Source organism: Pseudomonas sp. Tun-23181 (assembly GCF_057415455.1).
Window position 1 is genome coordinate 4,203,342 of sequence record NZ_CM171630.1, and the last position, 19,366, is coordinate 4,222,707.

Annotated in this window: 18 protein-coding genes and 1 pseudogene; 11 read left to right on the top strand and 8 right to left on the bottom strand. The window is 65.2% G+C overall.

Annotated elements, in window-relative coordinates:
* Nucleotides 1-56 precede the first annotated feature (56 nt).
* Entirely contained in the window at nt 57-458 is a 402-nt protein-coding gene (locus ACDI39_RS19980; RefSeq protein WP_317235049.1) for an acyl-CoA thioesterase, read from the top strand.
* A 56-nt stretch (nt 459-514) separates the two neighbouring features.
* Here the strand turns inward: ACDI39_RS19980 and ACDI39_RS19985 are convergent, their stop codons facing one another.
* Nucleotides 515-1,753, bottom strand: coding sequence for a cation:proton antiporter (locus ACDI39_RS19985; RefSeq protein WP_225788865.1), 1,239 nt, complete (start codon nt 1,751-1,753; stop codon nt 515-517).
* A 399-nt stretch (nt 1,754-2,152) separates the two neighbouring features.
* Between ACDI39_RS19985 and ACDI39_RS19990 the strand changes: the two genes are divergently transcribed.
* Both ACDI39_RS19990 and ACDI39_RS19995 read left to right on the top strand, forming a co-directional pair.
* Nucleotides 2,153-2,986: an EamA family transporter gene (locus tag ACDI39_RS19990; protein ID WP_225788866.1), complete on the top strand. Its 834-nt coding sequence runs from the start codon at nt 2,153-2,155 to the stop codon at nt 2,984-2,986.
* A 31-nt stretch (nt 2,987-3,017) separates the two neighbouring features.
* Entirely contained in the window at nt 3,018-3,404 is a 387-nt protein-coding gene (locus ACDI39_RS19995; RefSeq protein WP_225788867.1) for an MAPEG family protein, read from the top strand.
* 84 nt (nt 3,405-3,488) lie between these two features.
* On the opposite strand, the gene mltA is transcribed toward ACDI39_RS19995, so the two are convergent.
* Nucleotides 3,489-4,640, bottom strand: coding sequence for a murein transglycosylase A (gene mltA, locus ACDI39_RS20000; RefSeq protein ID WP_486536994.1), 1,152 nt, complete (start codon nt 4,638-4,640; stop codon nt 3,489-3,491).
* A 117-nt stretch (nt 4,641-4,757) separates the two neighbouring features.
* On the opposite strand from mltA, the gene ACDI39_RS20005 reads away from it, so the two are divergent.
* On the top strand, nt 4,758-5,201 hold the full coding sequence (locus ACDI39_RS20005; RefSeq protein ID WP_225788975.1) for a c-type cytochrome: 444 nt from the start codon (nt 4,758-4,760) through the stop codon (nt 5,199-5,201).
* 70 nt (nt 5,202-5,271) lie between these two features.
* On the opposite strand, the gene ACDI39_RS20010 is transcribed toward ACDI39_RS20005, so the two are convergent.
* From ACDI39_RS20010 to ACDI39_RS20030, 5 genes are all read right to left on the bottom strand, one after another.
* Nucleotides 5,272-5,667: a DUF1090 domain-containing protein gene (locus tag ACDI39_RS20010; RefSeq protein WP_225788869.1), complete on the bottom strand. Its 396-nt coding sequence runs from the start codon at nt 5,665-5,667 to the stop codon at nt 5,272-5,274.
* Nucleotides 5,668-5,799: 132 nt separating this feature from the next.
* Nucleotides 5,800-6,195: a DUF1090 domain-containing protein gene (locus ACDI39_RS20015; RefSeq protein ID WP_225788870.1), complete on the bottom strand. Its 396-nt coding sequence runs from the start codon at nt 6,193-6,195 to the stop codon at nt 5,800-5,802.
* A 59-nt stretch (nt 6,196-6,254) separates the two neighbouring features.
* Nucleotides 6,255-7,922: an NAD-dependent DNA ligase LigB gene (gene ligB / locus ACDI39_RS20020; RefSeq protein ID WP_225788871.1), complete on the bottom strand. Its 1,668-nt coding sequence runs from the start codon at nt 7,920-7,922 to the stop codon at nt 6,255-6,257.
* Nucleotides 7,923-8,067: 145 nt separating this feature from the next.
* Nucleotides 8,068-9,258, bottom strand: coding sequence for a methionine adenosyltransferase (gene metK / locus ACDI39_RS20025; protein ID WP_225788872.1), 1,191 nt, complete (start codon nt 9,256-9,258; stop codon nt 8,068-8,070).
* A 19-nt stretch (nt 9,259-9,277) separates the two neighbouring features.
* Complete coding sequence (locus ACDI39_RS20030; RefSeq protein WP_225788873.1) at nt 9,278-10,273, bottom strand: ArsR/SmtB family transcription factor; 996 nt, start codon at nt 10,271-10,273, stop codon at nt 9,278-9,280.
* Between the two features lie 265 nt (nt 10,274-10,538).
* Between ACDI39_RS20030 and tkt the strand changes: the two genes are divergently transcribed.
* The 7 genes and pseudogenes from tkt to ACDI39_RS20065 form a co-directional block, all read left to right on the top strand.
* The gene (tkt, locus tag ACDI39_RS20035) at nt 10,539-12,536 is read left to right on the top strand and encodes a transketolase (RefSeq protein ID WP_225788874.1); all 1,998 of its coding nucleotides are present in this window, start codon (nt 10,539-10,541) and stop codon (nt 12,534-12,536) included.
* Between the two features lie 148 nt (nt 12,537-12,684).
* Nucleotides 12,685-13,746, top strand: coding sequence for an erythrose-4-phosphate dehydrogenase (gene epd / locus ACDI39_RS20040; RefSeq protein ID WP_225788875.1), 1,062 nt, complete (start codon nt 12,685-12,687; stop codon nt 13,744-13,746).
* 12 nt (nt 13,747-13,758) lie between these two features.
* Entirely contained in the window at nt 13,759-14,922 is a 1,164-nt protein-coding gene (locus ACDI39_RS20045; protein WP_225788876.1) for a phosphoglycerate kinase, read from the top strand.
* Between the two features lie 32 nt (nt 14,923-14,954).
* Nucleotides 14,955-15,173, top strand: coding sequence for a hypothetical protein (locus tag ACDI39_RS20050; protein ID WP_225788877.1), 219 nt, complete (start codon nt 14,955-14,957; stop codon nt 15,171-15,173).
* 78 nt (nt 15,174-15,251) lie between these two features.
* Complete coding sequence (locus tag ACDI39_RS20055) at nt 15,252-15,581, top strand: MliC family protein (protein ID WP_225788878.1); 330 nt, start codon at nt 15,252-15,254, stop codon at nt 15,579-15,581.
* Nucleotides 15,582-15,680: 99 nt separating this feature from the next.
* Nucleotides 15,681-16,745 carry a class II fructose-bisphosphate aldolase gene (fba, locus tag ACDI39_RS20060; RefSeq protein WP_225788879.1) on the top strand — a complete coding sequence of 355 codons (1,065 nt, stop codon included), beginning with the start codon at nt 15,681-15,683 and terminating at the stop codon, nt 16,743-16,745.
* 220 nt (nt 16,746-16,965) lie between these two features.
* Nucleotides 16,966-18,318 (top strand): annotated as a pseudogene (locus ACDI39_RS20065) (diguanylate cyclase domain-containing protein); the annotation flags it as partial.
* 1 nt (nt 18,319) lies between these two features.
* Here the strand turns inward: ACDI39_RS20065 and ACDI39_RS20070 are convergent.
* Complete coding sequence (locus ACDI39_RS20070) at nt 18,320-19,339, bottom strand: carbohydrate kinase family protein (protein WP_486536995.1); 1,020 nt, start codon at nt 19,337-19,339, stop codon at nt 18,320-18,322.
* Nucleotides 19,340-19,366: the final 27 nt, after the last annotated feature.

A 19,366-nucleotide genomic window follows, 5' to 3' on the forward strand; every position in this document is an offset into this window, starting at 1 on the left:
TGACTGGCGGGTCTGCCATCATTACCGCACGTCAGCCAAGCAGGTCAGGAGCACCGATGAATTTCCACACCCGCAAGTGGGTAAAACCCGAAGACCTCAACCCCAACGGCACCCTGTTCGGCGGCAGCCTGCTGCGCTGGATCGACGAGGAGGCGGCGATCTACGCCATCGTCCAGCTGGGCAACCAGCGGGTGGTGACCAAGTACATCTCGGAGATCAACTTCGTCAGCGCCTCGCGCCAGGGCGACATCATCGAGCTGGGCATCACCGCCACCGAGTTCGGTCGTACCTCGATCACCCTCAAGTGCGAAGTGCGCAACAAGATCACCCGCAAGAGCATCCTGACGGTGGACAAGATGGTCTTCGTCAACCTCGGCGAGGACGGCCTGCCAGCGGCGCACGGGCGCACCGAGATCAAGTACATCCAGGACCAGTTCCCCGATACCGCGGTCGAATGAGCTTCAAGCTGCAAGAGAAGGGCGTGCACACTCACGCTTTTTCTTGCAGCGTACAGCTAGTCAGGCTGGGCGCTGACCCCGCGTACAACGCGGCCGATGCTCAAACCCTGCACCAGGATCGACGACAGCACCACGATGTAGGTGATCGACAGCAGCAGGTCACGCTCGGCGCCGGCCGGTAGCGACAGCGCCAGCGCCACGGACACGCCACCGCGCAGGCCGCCCCAGGTCAGTACCCGCACGGTGCCCTTGGGCACACTGCGCCACCGGCGCAGCAGGACGATCGCCGGCGCCACGGTCAGCAGGCGCGACAGCAGTACCGCCACGGCCAGCACGGCGCCTGCGGCCAGGTGCATCCAGTTGAACGGCAGCAGCAACAGCTCCAGGCCGATCAGGGCGAACAGCAGGGCGTTGAGCATATCGTCGATCAACTCCCAGAAACCGTCCATGTAGCGGCGGGTCATGTCGTTCATCGCCAGGTTGCGCCCCAGGTTGCCAATGATCAGGCCGGCCACCACCATGGCGATCGGCGCCGACACGTGCAGCTCGTAGCACATGGCCGAGCCACCGATGACCAGCGCCAGGGTCAGCATCACCTCGACCTGGTACTGCTCGACGCTCTTGATCATGCGGTAGGTGGCGTAGCCGATCAGGCCGCCGAAGACGATGCCGCCGATGGCCTCGCGGGCGAACAGCACGGCGGTGTCGGCGAAGCTTGGCGTCTCGCCGAGCTGGACGATGCCCAGCAGTACGGTGAACACCACCACCGCGGTACCGTCGTTGAACAGCGACTCGCCGACGATGGTGGTCTTCAGTGGTTTGGAGGCGTTGGCGGTACGCAGAGCACCCAGCACGGCGATCGGGTCGGTGGGCGAGATCAGCGCACCGAACAGCAGGCAGTACATCAGCGGCACGTCCCAGCCGAACAGGGCGAAGATCCAGTGCGCCAGGAAACCGATCACCACGGTGGCGATCAGCACGCCGACGGTGGCCAGCAGGCCGATCGGCCAGCGGTAGCTGCGCAGGTCGGCCAGGTTGACGTGCAGGGCGCCGGCGAACAGCAGGAAAGCCAGCATCCAGTGCATGAGCAGATCGTTGAAGTCGATCTGGTTCATCAGCCCTTCGACGCGTTCTTCCAGGCCAGGGAAGCCGATCAGGCTCAGGCCCTGGATGATCAGGGAGAACAGCAGCGCGGTGACCATCACGCCAATGGCTGGCGGTAGGCCGATGAAGCGGTAGTTGACGTAGGTGAGGAGGGTGGTCAGGCAGATAAATGCGGCAACGAGTTCGAGCATCCCGAATCCTGTGACAGTGGCTTCCAAGTCATTACCCGAATGGCTCGGGCAGTTCTTTGATGATCTGGCGGAGCAGCCGGGACACATCTTATGACCGGTTTTGTTGGAATCGTTCAAGTCTGAGGGGTATGCGGCCTTGAGTCGTACACGGATGAGGCGGGCCGCGAGTGGCTGGCCCTGAGACCCGTGGCGCATGGCAAGGGCTGGTGCCCTTGTCCGCGGGCAAGCCCGCTCCCATAGGGATCTGCAAAACCACATGACGTGTGATCGACGCGAACTCCTGTGGGGCTTGCCGGCGAATGGGCTGCGCAGCAGCCCCCAAGGCCCCACGCGAAACGGATATAGTGTGGATCGCCCCGGCCATTGACGGCCCGAATGCTTTGCAAGGAACCCCTCTGCGTGTTGGCAACTTCTCTGGTGCTGGTCGCGGCCCTGCTGCACGCGACTTGGAATACCCTGATCAAGTTCAGTGGCGAGCGCCTGCTGGTGATCGCCAGCATGGATGCGGTGGCACTGTTGTTCGCTGTGCTGGCGATAGCATTCGTCGAGCTGCCGCCGGCCGAGGTCTGGCCCTGGCTGCTGGCCTCGGCGTTGGCCGAGCAGTTGTACCGTTTCCTGCTGATCCAGGCCTATCGGGTCGGCGACCTGGGGTTGGTCTATCCTCTGATGCGTGGCTTGTCGCCGCTGGTGGTGCTGGGGTTGACCCTGGCGTTCGCCGGCGAGTCGCTGAGCAGCCAGCAGATCATCGGTATCCTGCTGATCCCCTGCGGCATGGCCTGCCTGCTGTGGCAGGGCGGCGGTGGCGATCGCTTGCCCTGGTCGATGTTACCGGTGGTGGCGCTGATCGGCCTGTGCATCGGCTGCTACACCTGGTTCGACGGCCAGGCCGTGCGGCTGTGGGGCAAGCCCTGGGACTACCTGGTCTGGCTGACCCTGCTCAGTGCCTGGCCGTTCCCGTTGCTGGCCTGCGTGGCGCGCCGCGCACCGTTCGTGCTGTTCTGGCGTACCCAGTGGCGCCTGGGGCTGGCGGTGGGGGTATGCGTATTGCTGAGCTACGCCCTGGTGTTGTGGGCCATGCACCTGGGGTCGGTGGCCGAGGCGGCGGCGCTACGTGAGCTGAGCGTGATCCTGGTGGTGCTGATGGGCATGCGCTACCTCAAAGAACCTTTTGGCGGCCCGAGACTCCTAGCTTGCGGGCTGGTCCTGGCGGGCATGCTGGTGATGAAGCTCTGATACCGATCATTCTGAACAAGGAGTCCTGTCCATGACCGTTGCCCTGTGGTGCATTTTGATCGCGATGATCCTGCCGCCGCTGTGTGGCTTGACGGCGAAGCTGAGCAGTGGCCGTTTCGGCATGCGCGACAACCATGACCCGCGTGCCTTCCTCGATACCCTCTCAGGGTTGCCGCGCCGCGCCCATGCCGCCCAGCAGAACGGCTACGAAGCCTTTCCCGCGTTCGCCGCGGCAGTGCTGGTGGCCGATATCGTCGGCAATGCCGAGCAGGTCACCCAAGACGTGCTGGCGGTGCTCTATATCACCAGCCGGCTGCTCTACATCATCTGCTACCTGGCCGACCTGGCCGTCCTGCGCTCCCTTGTGTGGTTCGTCGGGGTGGCCCTGATCGTGACGTTCTTCATCGTTTCGATCTGAGTAGGCGTATTCGCGGGCTTGCACGTGGGGGCGCTTCGCGCCCCGAGATGGCAGTGCTTGCCTGCGAAAACGCTTGGCGCTGATTCAGGGGGCTTTAGGCACTTCGGGCAACGGCTTGCCCTTGGGCCACAACAGCCAGATCTGCCCTTGCTGCTTCATGTTGCCCGCCAGTTCGCCGGCCTCCGGGCCTGTGCCCCAGAACAGGTCGGCACGTACCTCGCCGGTGATGGCGCCGCCGGTGTCCTGGGCGCCGACCGGGCGCACCACCGGGCTGCCGTCCGGGCGGGTGGTGGAGAGCCAGAGCAGGCTGCCCAGGGGAATCACCTTGCGGTCGATGGCCACGCTATAGCCGGCGGTCAGCGGTACGTTGAGCGAGCCGCGTGGCCCTTCGTTGCTGTCCGGGCGGGTGCCGAAGAACACATAGCTGGGGTTGCTCGCCAGCAGCTCGGGCACCCGTTGCGGGTTGGCCTGGGCCCAGGCATGGATGCTGCCCATGGTCACGTCTTCTTTCTTCAACTGGCCCTGTTCTACCAGCCAGCGACCGATCGGCCGGTACGGATGGCCGTTCTGGTCGGCGTAGCCCAGGCGCAGTTGGCGCCCGTCCTCCAGTTGGACACGCCCCGAGCCTTGGATTTGCAGGAACTGCAGGTCCATCGGATCGGTCAGCCAGGCCAGCACCGGCGCCTTGACGCCATCGCGATAGATCGTTTCCGCCGTGTCGTAGGGCTTGAGCACGCGGCCTTCCAGACGCCCGCGCAGACGCTTGCCCTTGAGCTCGGGGTAGATGCTGGCCAGGTCGACCACGACCATGTCTTCCGGGATGCCATAGACCGGTACCTGGGCGCTGTCGGTGCGTTCGAGGCTGCCGGCGTAGACAGGTTCGTAGTACCCGGTGATCAGGCCATTGGCATTGTTTTCGGCCGAGCGCAGGCCGTAGACCTCGAAGTTCTGCTGCAGGAACGCGCGGACTTGGGCGGCATCTTGGGCAAGGGGCTGCGCGGCCTCGCAGGTGGTGGCCCAGACCGGATCGCGCTTGAGCTTCTCGCAACCGTTGCGCCATGCCTGGAAGCCAGCCAGCAGGTCGCTATCGCTGACGGTCGGCAGGTCTTTCCAGGTCGCGGGTGCATAGGTGGCGATGGCATGGGGTTCAGGCTTGGCGCTTTCGCCGCCGTTGCAGCCGGCCAGCAGGGCCAGGGCGGGAAGCGCCCAGGCGAAGTGGCGCAAGGCAGATTTCATGGTCGAATCCTTGAGAGGGAGAGCCTGCTTGGCTGCCCCTGTTTTTCGTAAGGGTATTGGTGTTTGTCGAGCAGGCGAGGATACTGTCGGCCCGTTCCCCGAACCAGTGAGACCATGATGTACAAATGTTTCACCATGCTGCTGGTCAGCCTGTCCCTGGTGGCCTGCGACCGTGTCGATCCTAACTCACCCTTGGGCCAGCGCAAGGCCATCTTCAAGGAGATGCTGAAAACCAGCGAGGACATGGGCGGCATGCTGCGCGGTCGGTTGCCCTTCGATGGCGGGAAGTTCGCCGCGGGGGCGGTGAAGCTCGATGGCTTGGCGCATGCGCCCTGGCAGCACTTCCCTCAGGTCAAGGATGACGGCCAGAGCAGCGCGCGGCCGCAGGTCTGGGAGCGCCAGGCACGCTTCCATGAGCTGGCGCGGCAATTGGAGGACGTGACCGGGGAGTTGGTTGGCGTGACCCGTGCGCAGCCGCTTGAGGCTGCACGGTTGAAATCGCCGATGGACAAGGTGGAGGCCGCGTGCAAGGCCTGCCATACAGAGTTTCGTAATCACTGAGTGGCGGGCTTGCCCCGCCGGCCGCTGGTTCTAATACGACAGCGCGGCCCGGCGGGGCCCGCCAGTCAGGTCACTTGTCCAGTTCGCGTTTCGCCGCTTCCAGTTCCTCCCTGGATTCGGCGAGTTTCTTCTCGCGCTTGCTGATCTTGTCGGCATCGCCCTTGGCCTGGGCTTCCCTCAGGTCGGACTCGCGCTCCTGCACTTCGCGTTCGGCCTTGCGAACCTTCTGCTCGCGTTCCGCCCGCAGCCCGGCGTCGGTGCAGTGTTCCTTGTTTTCCTTCAATGCCTTCTCCAGGCCGCGGATCTCGCCCCAGTTGTCGTGCTTTTTGGCGTACTCGAGCTGGTTCTCGATGGCGCTGCGCTTGGCCGCGCAACCGGTCAGGCCCGGATCGGGCTGCGCGGCCTGCAGCGAGGCCGATGCCAGGCCGAGCACGGTGAATAGGGCGAATGAACAAAGCGGCTTCATGACAGCCTCCTTCCGGGGCAATTGACGATGGATGGGGAAATACTGCCCCCATCCTCCTCGTCAGTGAATCCCGCTGCGATCTTTCGGCTGTTTTTTCAGAAAAGTCTTACATGGTTAGCAGGTAAGCCCCTGTCAACGCTCCAAGTCGTCCACGGCTTCCTGCAGTTCCTTCTTGGCCTCGGCGAGCTTCTCTTTGCGCTTGTTGATCTTCTCTGGGTCACCCTTCTTCATGGCCTTGTCCAGGTCCTTGGTGCGCTGGTTGACCTCATGACGGGACTCGAGCACCTTCTGCTCGCGCTCCTTGCGCAGGCTGGCGTCGGTGCAATGTTCGGTGACTTCGCTCAGGGCTTTTTCCAGGCCGGCCAATTGTTCGGCATCGCCGTGGGTACGTGCCTGGGCGATCTGCTCGGCGATGGCCTGGCGCTTGGCTGCGCAACCGGTCAGGCCTGGCTGCTCCTCGGCGGCCAGCGCGGCATGGGCGGTCAGGCCGAACAGGGCAGACAGGACGAGGGACGAAAGCAGTTTCATCGGGGACTCCATTCGGGGCAGGGCGGCAGAAAAGGAAATGCTGCCTTGATCCGCAGAAATTAGAAACCCTCGATTGCATGCCGGTGCAATTGTTTGGCCAGTATCTGTACATCCTCGTTCTGGAAAAACGCATGCAGTTGCTCGGCCCGGTGGCGGCCGATGCCCGGCTCCGCCATCCATTGCGTGGGGCTCCTGGCTGCCAGGGTCTGCCAGTCCGGCCCCAGTTCGAGATCCTTGGGGGCCGGGACGCCAAGGGCGCGCAGCCAGCGCGGGAAAGGCTGCCTACGCGCCTGGGCGAAGGCCTGCTGCAACTGCTCGGCGCGTGTCTCGGCGATCCCGGGTACGCGCAGTAGTTCATCGCGGGTCAGGGCGAGCCAGCCGTCCAGGGTGCCGACCAGGCCACTTTCGACCAATTGTGCCCAGGCCGCCGTCCCTACGCGTGGCATCGCCAGCCCTTGCTTGCCGCCGAGCCAGGCCAGCCGGGCGATGAACTGCTCCCGGCAGGCCTCGCTGTCCTGCCAGCAGCTCAGCGGGTGATAGCGGCCAGGTTCCGGCACGCTCAGCGGTGCGCGCTGAACACTGCGATGCACCACGTTTTCCAGCCTGGGGATGGTCAGCCCGGCAAGGCTGATCGCCACCTGGTCGCCCGGGCGTATGTCCAGCGCCTGCCAGCGCGCCAGCGAACCCAGGCTGACCTGGCTGATGCGCCGGTCATCCAGCAGTAGTGGCTGCAGGTGCAGCACGGGTGTGACACGCCCGGTTCGCCCGACCCTGAAATGGACCTTGCGCACCTCGGCCATGGCTCGACGGTACGGGTATTTCCAGGCGGCGATCCAGTAGGGCGCCTGGGCGCGCCAGCGTTGTGCGGGCGGGCGACTGTCCTGGCGCAGGATCACGCCATCGCTGGCAAATGGCAGCGGCGAGCGATACCAGTGCTGGCGCCAGTGGGCGGCTTGTGCCGGGCTGTCGATGGCGACGCTGAATTGCTGGCTGTCGGGGAAGCCCAGCGATGCCAGCCGTGCGAGGCGTTCGCCCTGGGAAGCCGGGCCTTCGGGCCAGTCCCAGACGAACAGGCCGATACCGGCGCCTTGCTCGGCGGTCAATTGCCTGCGCGCCATCAGCCCGGCCACGGTACCGCGCGCATTGGCGCCGCCGGCGGTTGCCTGTACGTGCTCATCGAGACGCCAGTAGAGCTCCCCTTGCAGAACCAGGTCGAGCGGCTGGGGCAATTGCCGAACGACCCCCGCCAGTTGGGGAACATGGCGACTCCAATCGTGCCCTCGCACGCCATCGCCACGGCTGAGCAGACGCACCAGCTGGCCTTGGCGATAGACCAGCGATACGGCGACCCCATCGACCTTGGGCTGGATCCAGACGCCGTGCTTGCCGCGCATCCAGCGTTCCATGGCGTGTTCATCGACCAGCTTGGCAACGCCGGTATGGGCGATCGGGTGGGCGATGGTGCCACGGGCGCTGGCCAGCGGGTTGTCGGTGTATGCCAGTGCGAAGCAACCTTGAAGCTGCAGCAGCCGCTGCCGGCTCTGGTCGTACAGCTCGTCCGGCACCAGCGAGATGCCTTGGCGATGATAGTGGTCGTCCCACCGGGCGAGGGTCTGGCGCAGTTGCGCGACCTCCTTGCGAGCGCGCTCGTCAGCCCATGCCGGGCAATCCCCGGCATGGGCCATGGATGACAGGACGAACAGGGCAACGATCAACACGAACGGCATGGCCAGCATCCTTGCGTGGCAACGGGAAATGCTTAGCCTAGGCAAGCCCCGCCCTGGCCGCCGCGCGCAGTTGTCAGCCGATATGTCACGAAAAAGCCCCTGCCGATCACTCGGCAGGGGCTTTGGTCTTGCAGCTTGCCGCTGCTTACAACCCGGCAGCGTCACGCAGGGCGTCGGCGCGGTCGGTGCGTTCCCAGGTGAAGGTGGTGAAGGTGTCGTCGCCGACGGTCTTCTGCTGCGGAATACGGCCGAAGTGGCCGTAGGCAGCGGTCTCCTGGTACATCGGGTGGAGCAGGTCGAGCATGGTGGTGATCGCATACGGACGCAGGTCGAAGCATTCACGGACCAGTTGCACGATCTTGTCGTCGGCGACCTTGCCGGTGCCGAAGGTGTTGATCGAGATGGAGGTCGGCTGGGCGACGCCGATGGCGTAGGACACCTGGATCTCGCAGCGCTCGGCCAGGCCGGCGGCGACGATGTTCTTGGCCACGTAGCGACCGGCATAGGCGGCCGAACGGTCGACCTTGGACGGGTCCTTGCCGGAGAAGGCGCCGCCACCGTGGCGAGCCATGCCGCCGTAGGAGTCGACGATGATCTTGCGGCCGGTCAGGCCGCAGTCGCCCACAGGGCCACCGATGATGAAGTTGCCGGTCGGGTTGATGTGGAACTGGGTGTCCTTGTGCAGCAGTTCGGCCGGCAGGGTGTGCTTGACGATCAGCTCCATGACCGCTTCACGCAGGTCCTTGTAGGACACTTCCGGGTTGTGCTGGGTCGACAGGACGATGGCATCGATGCCGACCACCTTGCCGTTCTCGTAGCGGCAGGTGACCTGGGACTTGGCGTCCGGGCGCAGCCACGGCAGCAGGCCAGACTTGCGCGCCTCGGCCTGGCGCTCGACCAGGCGGTGCGAGAAGCAGATCGGTGCCGGCATCAGTACGTCGGTTTCGTTGCTGGCATAGCCGAACATCAGGCCCTGGTCGCCAGCGCCCTGGTCTTCAGGCTTGGAGCGGTCGACGCCCTGGGCGATGTCCACGGACTGCTTGCCGATGATGTTCATCACCGCGCAGGTGGCGCCGTCGAAACCGACCTCGGAGCTGTTGTAGCCGATGTCGATGATGACCTTGCGCACCAGTTCCTCCAGGTCGACCCAGGCGGAGGTGGTCACTTCGCCGGCGATGATGGCGACACCGGTCTTGACCAGGGTTTCGCAGGCCACGCGGGCATACTTGTCCTGGGCAATGATTGCATCAAGGACCGCGTCCGAAATCTGGTCGGCGATCTTGTCCGGATGCCCTTCGGACACGGACTCGGAGGTGAAAAGGGAGTATTCGCTCATCTCGACGGGTTCCTAAAATTTACCGATGGTGAGTGTCGCCAGTGGCCCGCTGGAAATGGCGGACCTGGATCTGGAAACCGTTACGCAAGCCCACGTAGAGGCTGTCCCCGGGTGCCAGCCCCGCAACATTGGCCCAACGGGCCAGGTCGTCCTGCTCGAAGCCCAGCCAGAGGTCGCCGCAGGCTTCCCGCGCCCACCCCTGGTCATGGCTGCACAACTCGGTGATCAGCAGGCTGCCGCCGGCCTTCACCCGTTTGGCCAGCAGGCGCAGGGCCAGGGCCGGGTCGCTGAAGTGGTGCAGGACCATGTTCAGCACAACGCAGTCGGCTTCCACATCCGTTGCACCCAGTGCATCGGCCAACTGCAGGGTTACATTGTCCAGGCCTTCGCGCTGGCAGACCTGGCGTGCCAGCTCGAGCATGGTCGGGCTGTTGTCCAGCGCCGTGACCTGGGCGAAGCGCCGCGCCAGGTCCGGCAGGAAACCGCCGTCGCCCGGGCCGACCTCCAGTGCGCTGGCCGTCGGCGCGAAGCTGAGCTTGTCGAGCAGGGCCAGCAGGCTCTCGCGGTACTGCGGCAGGCCGGCGATCAGGTCTTGCTGGGCGCGGAACTTCTCTTCCACGCGCAGGAAGAAATCCTGGCTGGTGGCCGCCCGGCGCTGCTGTACCTGGGCGATGCGCGCCTGCACGTCCTGCGCCAGGGCCAGGCCGTCGACCTCCTCGAGCAGTGCCGCGTGCAGGCGGCCGCCCAGGCGCAGGCTATCGGGCAGGGCGCGGCGATAGAAGATCGCGTTGCCTTCGCGGCGGGTGGCCACCAGATCGGCCTGGGCGAGCACCTTGAGGTGGTGGCTCATGCCCGACTGGCCGATGCCGAAGATCTGCGCCAACTCCAGCACGCCGAACGAATCGCTGGCCAGGGCGCGCAGCACGTTCAGGCGCAAGGGGTCGCCACCGGCCTTGCACAGGGCGGCCAGTTCGTCGCTTCGCTGGTGGTCTGCCGAGGGCGCACGTAGGTTCATGAGGCGGCAGTCTAGACAGGGGATGCTGTCGTCGCAATAGCAATATCAAAAAGTTTTGATATTGCCGATGAGCTGTAAGCTTCGAGCAGCCACGCTGCGAGCGATAAAGCGGGCCGATCACCGCTCTGCCTCCCTTTGTAGCTTGAAGCTCGTCACTCGTGGCTGGATTCGTGGCTGGAAAAGTTTGCCCCCGGACCCGCCTGTGGGCGAAAATGGCCGCCTTTTTTCGTTCCACTACCTTATTCAAGCCCCAGGAGACTCAGCGATGCCCAGCCGTCGTGAACGTGCCAACGCCATTCGTGCCCTCAGCATGGATGCCGTGCAAAAGGCCAACAGCGGCCACCCAGGTGCCCCCATGGGCATGGCGGATATCGCCGAAGTGCTTTGGCGCGACTACCTGAAGCACAACCCGAGCAACCCGAAATTCGCCGACCGCGATCGCTTCGTGCTGTCCAACGGCCACGGCTCGATGCTGATCTATTCGCTGCTGCACCTGACCGGCTACGACCTGTCGATCGACGACCTCAAGGCCTTCCGCCAACTGCACAGCCGCACCCCGGGCCACCCGGAGTACGGCTACACCGCGGGCGTCGAGACCACCACCGGCCCGCTGGGCCAGGGCCTGGCCAACGCCGTGGGCTTCGCCCTGGCGGAGAAGGTGCTGGCCGCCCAGTTCAACCGTGACGGCCACACCATCGTCGACCACAACACCTACGTGTTCCTCGGTGATGGCTGCATGATGGAAGGCATTTCCCACGAAGTCGCCTCGCTGGCCGGCACCCTGGGCCTGAACAAGCTGATCGCCTTCTACGACGACAACGGCATCTCCATCGATGGCGAGGTTCACGGCTGGTTCACCGACGACACGCCGAAGCGTTTCGAGGCCTACAACTGGCAGGTGATCCGCAACGTCGACGGCCATGACGCCGACGAGATCAAGATGGCGATCGAGACCGCGCGCAAGAGCGACCGGCCGACCCTGATCTGCTGCAAGACCATCATCGGCTTCGGCTCGCCCAACAAGCAGGGCAAGGAAGACTGCCACGGCGCGCCGCTGGGCAACGACGAGATCGCCCTGGCGCGCAAGGAACTGAACTGGAACCACGGCCCGTTCGAGATCCCTGCCGAGATCTACGCCGAGTGGGACGCCAAGGCCGCCGGCGCCAAGCTCGAGGCCGACTGGAACCTGCGCTTCGACGCCTACGCCAAGGCCTACCCTGAGCTGGCCGCCGAGTTCCAACGCCGCCAGAGCGGCGAGTTGCCAGCCGATTTCGCCGAGAAGGCCCAGGCCTACATCAACGAAGTCGCCGCCAAGGGCGAGACCATCGCCAGCCGCAAGGCCAGCCAGAACACCCTGAACGCCTTCGGCCCGCTGCTGCCCGAGTTCCTCGGTGGTTCGGCCGACCTGGCCGGCTCCAACCTGACCCTGTGGAAAGGCTGCAAGGGCGTCGAGGCCGATGACGCCAGCGGCAACTACGTGTTCTACGGCGTGCGCGAGTTCGGCATGACCGCCATCATGAACGGCGTCGCCCTGCACGGCGGCCTGGTGCCGTACGGCGCGACCTTCCTGATGTTCATGGAATACGCGCGCAACGCGGTGCGCATGTCGGCGCTGATGAAACAGCGCGTGATCCACGTCTACACCCACGACTCCATCGGCCTGGGCGAGGACGGCCCGACCCACCAGCCGATCGAGCAACTGACCGCCCTGCGCAGCACGCCGAACCTGGACACCTGGCGCCCGGCCGATGCGGTCGAGTCGGCCGTGTCCTGGAAGAGCGCCCTGGAGCGCCGGGACGGCCCGTCGGCGCTGATCTTCTCGCGCCAGAACCTGCAGCACCAGGAGCGCGACGCCCAGCAGATCGCCGACATCGCCCGTGGTGGCTACGTCCTCAAGGACTGCGCCGGCGAGCCTGAGCTGATCCTGATCGCCACCGGTTCGGAAGTGGGGCTGGCGGTCCAGGCGCATGCCACGCTGACCGAGCAGGGCCGCAAGGTGCGCGTGGTATCCATGCCATGCACCAGCGTGTTCGATGCCCAGGATGCCGCCTACAAACAGTCGGTACTGCCGGTCGAGGTGGGCGCGCGCATCGCCATCGAAGCGGCCCATGCGGACTTCTGGTACAAGTACGTGGGCCTCGAAGGCCGTATCATCGGCATGACCACCTACGGCGAATCGGCTCCGGCCGGTGCGCTGTTCGAAGCGTTCGGCTTCACCCTGGAGAACATCCTGGGTACTGCCGAAGAGCTGCTGGAAGACTGATCGGTCGGTGAGGCTGTACCGGCCTTTTCGCGGGCAAGCCCGCTCCCACAGGTATCGCGTGAACCTGTGGGAGCGGGCTTGCCCGCGATGGGCCGTGCAGCGGCCCCATTGGCCTGCCCAGACAACGCACTAGTTCGTGAGCCTGTTCATGCCCCACCAGCGTCCCTACAAAGTTGCACTCAACGGATACGGCCGCATCGGCCGCTGTGTCTTGCGCGCACTGTTCGAGCGAGGGGCGGATGCCGGCTTCGAGATCGTTGCGCTGAACGATTTGGCCGATCAGGCCAGCCTCGAATACCTGACTCGCTTCGACTCCACCCACGGGCGTTTCCCCGGCGAGGTGAAGGTCGACGGCGATTGCCTGCACATCAACGGCGACTGCGTGAAGGTGCTGCGCAGCGCAAGCCCGGAAGGCATCGACTGGGCCGCCCTGGGTATCGACCTGGTGCTGGAGTGCTCCGGCGCCTACCACACCCGTGCCGATGGCCAGCGCTTCCTCGATGCCGGTGCGCCACGGGTACTGTTCTCCCAACCGATGGCCAGCGAGGCGGACGTGGATGCCACGGTGGTCTACGGCATCAACCAGGGTTGCCTGGACGGCAGCGAGCGCCTGGTGTCGAACGCCTCCTGCACCACCAACTGCGGCGTGCCGCTGCTGCGCGTGCTCGACCAGGCATTCGGTATCGAGTACGTGTCGATCACCACCATCCACTCGGCGATGAACGACCAGCCGGTGATCGATGCCTACCACCACGAAGACCTGCGCCGCACGCGCTCGGCCTTCCAGTCGGTGATCCCGGTGTCCACCGGCCTTGCGCGGGGCATCGAGCGCCTGCTTCCGGAACTTGCCGGGCGAATCCAGGCCAAAGCCGTACGCGTGCCGACCGTCAACGTGTCGTGCCTGGACATCACCCTGCAGACCGCCCGCGACACCAGCGCGGCTGAGGTCAACCGGGTGTTGCGCGAGGCGGCGCTGGACGGCCCGTTGAAAGGCTTGCTGGCCTACACCGAACTGCCGCACGCCAGCTGTGATTTCAACCATGACCCGCATTCGGCGATCGTCGATGCCAGCCAGACCCGTGTCTCAGGCCCCCGCCTGGTGAACCTGCTGGCCTGGTTCGACAACGAATGGGGGTTCGCCAACCGTATGCTCGACGTTGCCGACCATTTCCTGCACGTCGTCCACCAAACCCGCACCAAACAGCCCTGAAGGACTGCATTCATGACCGTGTTGAAGATGACCGACCTCGACCTGCAAGGTAAGCGCGTACTGATCCGCGAAGACCTCAACGTCCCCGTGAAGGACGGTGTGGTAGCCAGCGACGCGCGTATCCAGGCTGCGCTGCCGACCATCAAGCTGGCCCTGGAGAAGGGTGCGGCGGTAATGGTCTGCTCGCACCTGGGCCGTCCGACCGAGGGTGAGTTCTCCGCCGAGAACAGCCTCAAGCCGGTCGCCGACTACCTGGCCAAGGCACTGGGCCGCGACGTACCGCTGGTCGCCGACTACCTGGATGGCGTCGAGGTCAAGGCTGGCGACCTGGTGCTGTTCGAGAACGTGCGCTTCAACAAGGGCGAGAAGAAGAACGCCGACGAGTTGGCGCAGAAGTACGCCGCCCTGTGCGATGTGTTCGTCATGGACGCCTTCGGTACTGCCCACCGCGCCGAGGGCTCCACCCATGGTGTGGCCAAGTTCGCCAAGATCGCCGCGGCCGGCCCGCTGCTGGCCGCCGAACTGGACGCCCTGGGCAAGGCCCTGAAGGCCCCGGCCAAGCCGATGGCGGCGATCGTCGCCGGCTCCAAGGTGTCCACCAAGCTGGATGTGCTCAACAGCTTGAGCAGCGTCTGCGACCAGTTGATCGTCGGTGGCGGCATCGCCAACACCTTCCTCGCCGCCGCAGGCCACAAGGTCGGCAAGTCGCTGTACGAGCCTGACCTGGTCGAGACGGCCAAGGCCATCGCCGCCAAGGTCAGCGTGCCGCTGCCGGTCGACGTAGTGGTCGCCAAGGCGTTCGCCGAGAGCGCCGAGGCCACCGTCAAGGCCATCGCCGAGGTGGCCGATGACGACATGATCCTGGACATCGGCCCGCAGACCGCCGCACAGTTCGCCGAGCTGCTTAAGTCGTCGCAGACCATCCTGTGGAACGGCCCGGTCGGTGTGTTCGAGTTCGACCAGTTCGGCAACGGCACCAAGGTGCTGGCCAAGGCCATCGCCGACAGCGCCGCGTTCTCCATCGCCGGTGGCGGCGACACCCTGGCGGCCATCGACAAGTATGGCGTCGGTGCCAATATCTCCTACATTTCTACCGGTGGCGGTGCGTTCCTCGAATTCGTCGAAGGCAAGGTCCTGCCCGCCGTGGCAATCCTGGAAGAACGGGCCAAGGCCTGAGAACGAAGGCGCCTGGCAAAGGGAGCGGCCTGATGGTCAAGCAATTGCCGTGGATGATCGTGGCCCTGTCGCTGGGCGCCTGCTCCAGCAACAAGGGCCAGGATACCGAGCCGTCGCAGCCACCTGCCGGCGGCTGCTACCAGTCCCAGTGGCAGGCGGAGACGGTACCGGTGATCAACAAGCGCCTGGGCCCGGAGGGCCTGGAAAAATACGACGACGAGCACCAGCGCAAGGCGCCGGGATGCCCTTGATCGGGTACCTGGCAACCTGGCGGTTGTTTTGTGGTCTTGAAGAAGGGGCCGCTGTGCGGCCCTTCGCGGGGATATCGAATGAAAGCGCTGATGGCCTCGATGGCCCTGGCGACACTGGCAGGATGCTCGTTGCTGCAGCCGGCGCAACCCGCCCCGGCGGACAACTGGACCCGTTGGGTCTGCGACAGCCAGGCCGAAGTGCTCTGGCGCTTCGCCAACGCCACGCAGGATGCGGTCGACGTGCGCCTGGGCGGTGGCGACCAGGTCTACCGTCTAACGTCCGAGCCGGGCGCCTCCGGCGCGCTGTACAGTGACGGGGTGCTGGCTTTCCACACCAAGGGCGACGAAGGCCTGCTGTACTGGGTGGCGACCAACGATCTGATAGGGCGGGGCTGCAAGGCACCGTGACTGGCCGGGCCGCGATGATGGCCCACACTACTTGAACAGCAACCGCCCCTGCGGCAGGCTTGCACGAAACAACGACGCTTGTCGGGAGAGAGATACACAATGGCACTCATTAGCATGCGCCAGATGCTGGACCACGCCGCCGAGTTCGGCTACGGCGTTCCGGCTTTCAACGTCAACAACCTCGAGCAGATGCGCGCCATCATGGAAGCCGCCGACAAGACCGACTCCCCGGTCATCGTCCAGGCCTCGGCCGGTGCCCGCAAGTACGCCGGTGCCCCCTTCCTGCGCCACCTGATCCTGGCGGCGATCGAAGAATTCCCGCACATCCCGGTGTGCATGCACCAGGACCACGGCACCAGCCCGGACGTGTGCCAGCGCTCCATCCAGCTGGGCTTCAGCTCGGTGATGATGGACGGTTCCCTGCGCGAAGACGGCAAGACCCCGTCGGACTACGACTACAACGTCCGTGTGACCCAGCAGACCGTGGCGTTCGCCCATGCCTGCGGCGTGTCCGTGGAAGGCGAGCTGGGCTGCCTGGGCAGCCTGGAAACCGGCCAGGCCGGTGAGGAAGACGGTGTCGGCGCCGAAGGTATCCTGGATCACAGCCAGATGCTGACCGACCCGGAAGAGGCCGCCGACTTCGTCAAGAAGACCCAGGTCGACGCCCTGGCGATCGCCATCGGCACCAGCCACGGCGCCTACAAGTTCACCAAGCCGCCGACCGGCGACATCCTGGCCATCGACCGCATCAAGGAAATCCACAAGCGCATCCCCAATACCCACCTGGTGATGCACGGTTCTTCCTCGGTCCCGCAGGACTGGCTGGCGATCATCAACGAGTTCGGTGGTGACATCAAGGAAACCTACGGCGTACCGGTCGAGGAGATCGTCGAGGGCATCAAGCACGGCGTGCGCAAGGTGAACATCGACACCGACCTGCGCCTGGCCTCCACTGGCGCGATCCGTCGCTTCCTGGAGCAGAACAAGTCCGAGTTCGACCCGCGCAAGTACTTCGCCAAGACCATCGAAGCCATGCGTGACATCTGCATCGCCCGCTACGAAGCCTTCGGCACTGCCGGCAACGCCTCGAAGATCAAGCCGATCTCCCTGGAAGGCATGTTCCAGCGCTACGCCAAGGGCGAGTTGGCTGCCAAGATCAACTGATCCGGCCTTCGCAACGAAAAAAACCCGCAGTGATGCGGGTTTTTTTTGTGCGTGCATGGGGACTGCGAGGCAGCCCCAGGAACGGGCCATGACCGTTAGTCGGCTCATCGTACTTTTGTTAGCTGATAGCGATCTGATTTCATTGCTTCCTGCAAGGCCGAGTCTAGAGTAATCAATCGGATCCAATCTCAGACGGAATCCCCCTTACAAGAGACGCGGCATGGATGGAGCTCACCCCCAGACCCCGGACGGCCAATCCGTTCTGCTGGTTGTCGACGACTACCCGCAGAACCTGACCAGCATGCAAGCCCTGCTGGCGCGGCACGATCGGCGCATATTGACGGCTGGCTCGGGCAGGGAGGCATTGGATGCCCTGCTGCAGCACGATGTGGACTTGGTCTTGCTGGATGTGTGCATGCCCGGCATGGACGGTTTCGAGGTCGCCCGCCTGATGCGCGGTAGCCAGCGCACGCGCCTGATTCCGATCATCTTCCTTAGCGCCAAGCAATCCGAGGCCGCCGTGCTCGAGGGCTATGCCATCGGCGCGGTGGACTACCTGTTCAAGCCCTTCGACCCGCAGATCCTCAAGCCCAAGGTCCAGGCATTGCTGGAGCATCAGCGCAACCGGCGCTTGCTGCAGTGCCTGACCCGCGAACTGGAGTCGGCCAGGGCGTTCAACGCCTCGATCCTGGACAACGCCGCCGAGGGCATCCTGGTGGTGGACGAGGCGGGCATCATCGCCTTTGCCAACCCGGCCCTCTCACGGCTGCTGGCCGCCCCGCAGGGAAAGCTGCAAGGCGTTCCCGTGCTGGAACTGGTCCAGCTGCCAGGCGCCAGCCACTGGTGCGATTCGGACTTCCACCACGCCTACCTGGAGCGGCGGATCATGCGCCTGCACGATGCCTGCCTGCGTACCCTCGATGGCCAGTCGATCCCCGTCGCTCTTTCCTGTGCGCCGTTGCCTGCGGAGCAGCGGGCCATGGTGATCACGGTGCTGGACATGTCGGTGGTGCGTACCCTGCACCAGCAACTGGAGTACCAAGCGGTCACCGATCCGCTCACCGGCCTGCTCAACCGCCGTGGTTTCTACCAGGCTGCCGAAGGGGCACTGTTGCGCAACGAGTGCCAGGGCAAGGTTCAGGCCCTGATGTACATGGACCTGGACGGCTTCAAGCGGATCAACGACTCGCTCGGTCACGAGGCTGGCGACCAGGTGCTGCGTTGGGTCGCCGAACAGCTCGAGGATTGCCTGGGCGGCCACGCCATGCTGGCGCGCATGGGCGGCGATGAGTTCATTGCCTTGTTCGGGGACTTGCCCGACCCGGCGTTGGCCGGGCGCTTTGCCGAGCGGCTGCTCGAACGCATGGCCAGCCACCCGCAACTGGACGGGTTTGGCATGAGCCTTGGCGTCAGTATCTGCATCGCCACCTCTGCGGACTGCGGCGTCACTGTCGAAGGGTTGCTGCGTGCTGCCGATGCCGCGATGTACGCGGCCAAGCGCGACGGGCGCCAGCAGTACCGGTTCCATGACCCGCAACTCACTGGTCGGCCCCATTCGCAGTTGATGCTCGACCTCAAGCTCGACCGCCACCTGAGGGGGCGGCCGATGCCTGCCAACGAAGCAGGGGCTGCTCCGGCGCGCTGTCCATGGCGGGGGCGCTAGCCAGCTCATGGGCGAAGGGCAGTTGCGGGCCGGTTCGCGAACAGGTGATGGCGGCCGCGCGGATGGCGAAGGTGAGTATCCCGTCGATCGTTTCCCGTTCCAGGGCCGCCAGCCCCTCGGCGCTGTCCGCACCGAGGCGGGCGAGGTAGGCGAGCACCGCGGCCTGGAAGGTATCGCCCGCACCGACTGTGTCACGCACCTCCCGCGAAGTGTCGGCGGGCCGTGCCCAGGAGCCATGCGCACAATGCACGCTGGCACCGTTGCCCCCGTGGGTGATGAACACCAGCCGGCAGCGCTCGTTGAGCCAGCCACGCGCCACCTCTGCGGGAGAACGGGTCGGGTAGAGCAGGGCCAGGTCTTCCTCGCTGACCTTGATGAGGTGGGCATGGCGGGCGAAGGCTTCGACCTGGTGCCGCCAACGCTGTACATCCGGTTGCGGGTTGAGGCGTACGTTGGGGTCGAGGCTGATGAAGCGTCGGTGGCTTTCGCGTTGCACCAGCGCCAGCAGCGTTTCGGCCACCGGCGTCACCACCAGGGTGTAGGAGCCCACATGCAGGCCGCGCACCCGCTTGTCCAGCGCCGGTAGATGCTCGAGGCGAACCTGCCGGTCGGCACAACCTTCGCCGCGGAACTGGTACTGCACCGCTCCCTTTGCATCCAGGCCCACCATGGCCAGGGTAGTGGGCGCGTCGCTGGGGACCAGGAAGCGGCAGTCCACGTGCTCCTCTTCCAGCACGCGGCGCAGGCGCTCACCCAGGTAGTCACTGGACAACCCACCGAACAGCGCCGCCTCTGCGCCCAGCCGACGCAGGCCGACGGCGACGTTGAACGGCGAGCCGCCAGCGATCGCGGTGAAGCCCAGTTCGCCGCTGCGAGGGGCGTTTTCCAGGCTGAAGACATCGAACAAGGCTTCGCCACAGACCAGGTACATGAAGTGCTCTCCGACACGAAAGAGGGG

What these genes read in the sequence shown, in the direction of transcription:
- ACDI39_RS19980 (WP_317235049.1), top strand. Translation starts at nt 57, where the DNA reads ATGAATTTCCACACCCGCAAGTGGGTAAAACCCGAAGACCTCAACCCC.
- ACDI39_RS19985 (WP_225788865.1), bottom strand. Translation starts at nt 1,753, where the DNA reads ATGCTCGAACTCGTTGCCGCATTTATCTGCCTGACCACCCTCCTCACC.
- ACDI39_RS19995 (WP_225788867.1), top strand. Translation starts at nt 3,018, where the DNA reads ATGACCGTTGCCCTGTGGTGCATTTTGATCGCGATGATCCTGCCGCCG.
- mltA (WP_486536994.1), bottom strand. Translation starts at nt 4,640, where the DNA reads ATGAAATCTGCCTTGCGCCACTTCGCCTGGGCGCTTCCCGCCCTGGCC.
- ACDI39_RS20005 (WP_225788975.1), top strand. Translation starts at nt 4,758, where the DNA reads ATGTACAAATGTTTCACCATGCTGCTGGTCAGCCTGTCCCTGGTGGCC.
- ACDI39_RS20010 (WP_225788869.1), bottom strand. Translation starts at nt 5,667, where the DNA reads ATGAAGCCGCTTTGTTCATTCGCCCTATTCACCGTGCTCGGCCTGGCA.
- ACDI39_RS20015 (WP_225788870.1), bottom strand. Translation starts at nt 6,195, where the DNA reads ATGAAACTGCTTTCGTCCCTCGTCCTGTCTGCCCTGTTCGGCCTGACC.
- ligB (WP_225788871.1), bottom strand. Translation starts at nt 7,922, where the DNA reads ATGCCGTTCGTGTTGATCGTTGCCCTGTTCGTCCTGTCATCCATGGCC.
- metK (WP_225788872.1), bottom strand. Translation starts at nt 9,258, where the DNA reads ATGAGCGAATACTCCCTTTTCACCTCCGAGTCCGTGTCCGAAGGGCAT.
- ACDI39_RS20030 (WP_225788873.1), bottom strand. Translation starts at nt 10,273, where the DNA reads ATGAACCTACGTGCGCCCTCGGCAGACCACCAGCGAAGCGACGAACTG.
- tkt (WP_225788874.1), top strand. Translation starts at nt 10,539, where the DNA reads ATGCCCAGCCGTCGTGAACGTGCCAACGCCATTCGTGCCCTCAGCATG.
- epd (WP_225788875.1), top strand. Translation starts at nt 12,685, where the DNA reads ATGCCCCACCAGCGTCCCTACAAAGTTGCACTCAACGGATACGGCCGC.
- ACDI39_RS20045 (WP_225788876.1), top strand. Translation starts at nt 13,759, where the DNA reads ATGACCGTGTTGAAGATGACCGACCTCGACCTGCAAGGTAAGCGCGTA.
- ACDI39_RS20050 (WP_225788877.1), top strand. Translation starts at nt 14,955, where the DNA reads ATGGTCAAGCAATTGCCGTGGATGATCGTGGCCCTGTCGCTGGGCGCC.
- ACDI39_RS20055 (WP_225788878.1), top strand. Translation starts at nt 15,252, where the DNA reads ATGAAAGCGCTGATGGCCTCGATGGCCCTGGCGACACTGGCAGGATGC.
- fba (WP_225788879.1), top strand. Translation starts at nt 15,681, where the DNA reads ATGGCACTCATTAGCATGCGCCAGATGCTGGACCACGCCGCCGAGTTC.
- ACDI39_RS20070 (WP_486536995.1), bottom strand. Translation starts at nt 19,339, where the DNA reads ATGTACCTGGTCTGTGGCGAAGCCTTGTTCGATGTCTTCAGCCTGGAA.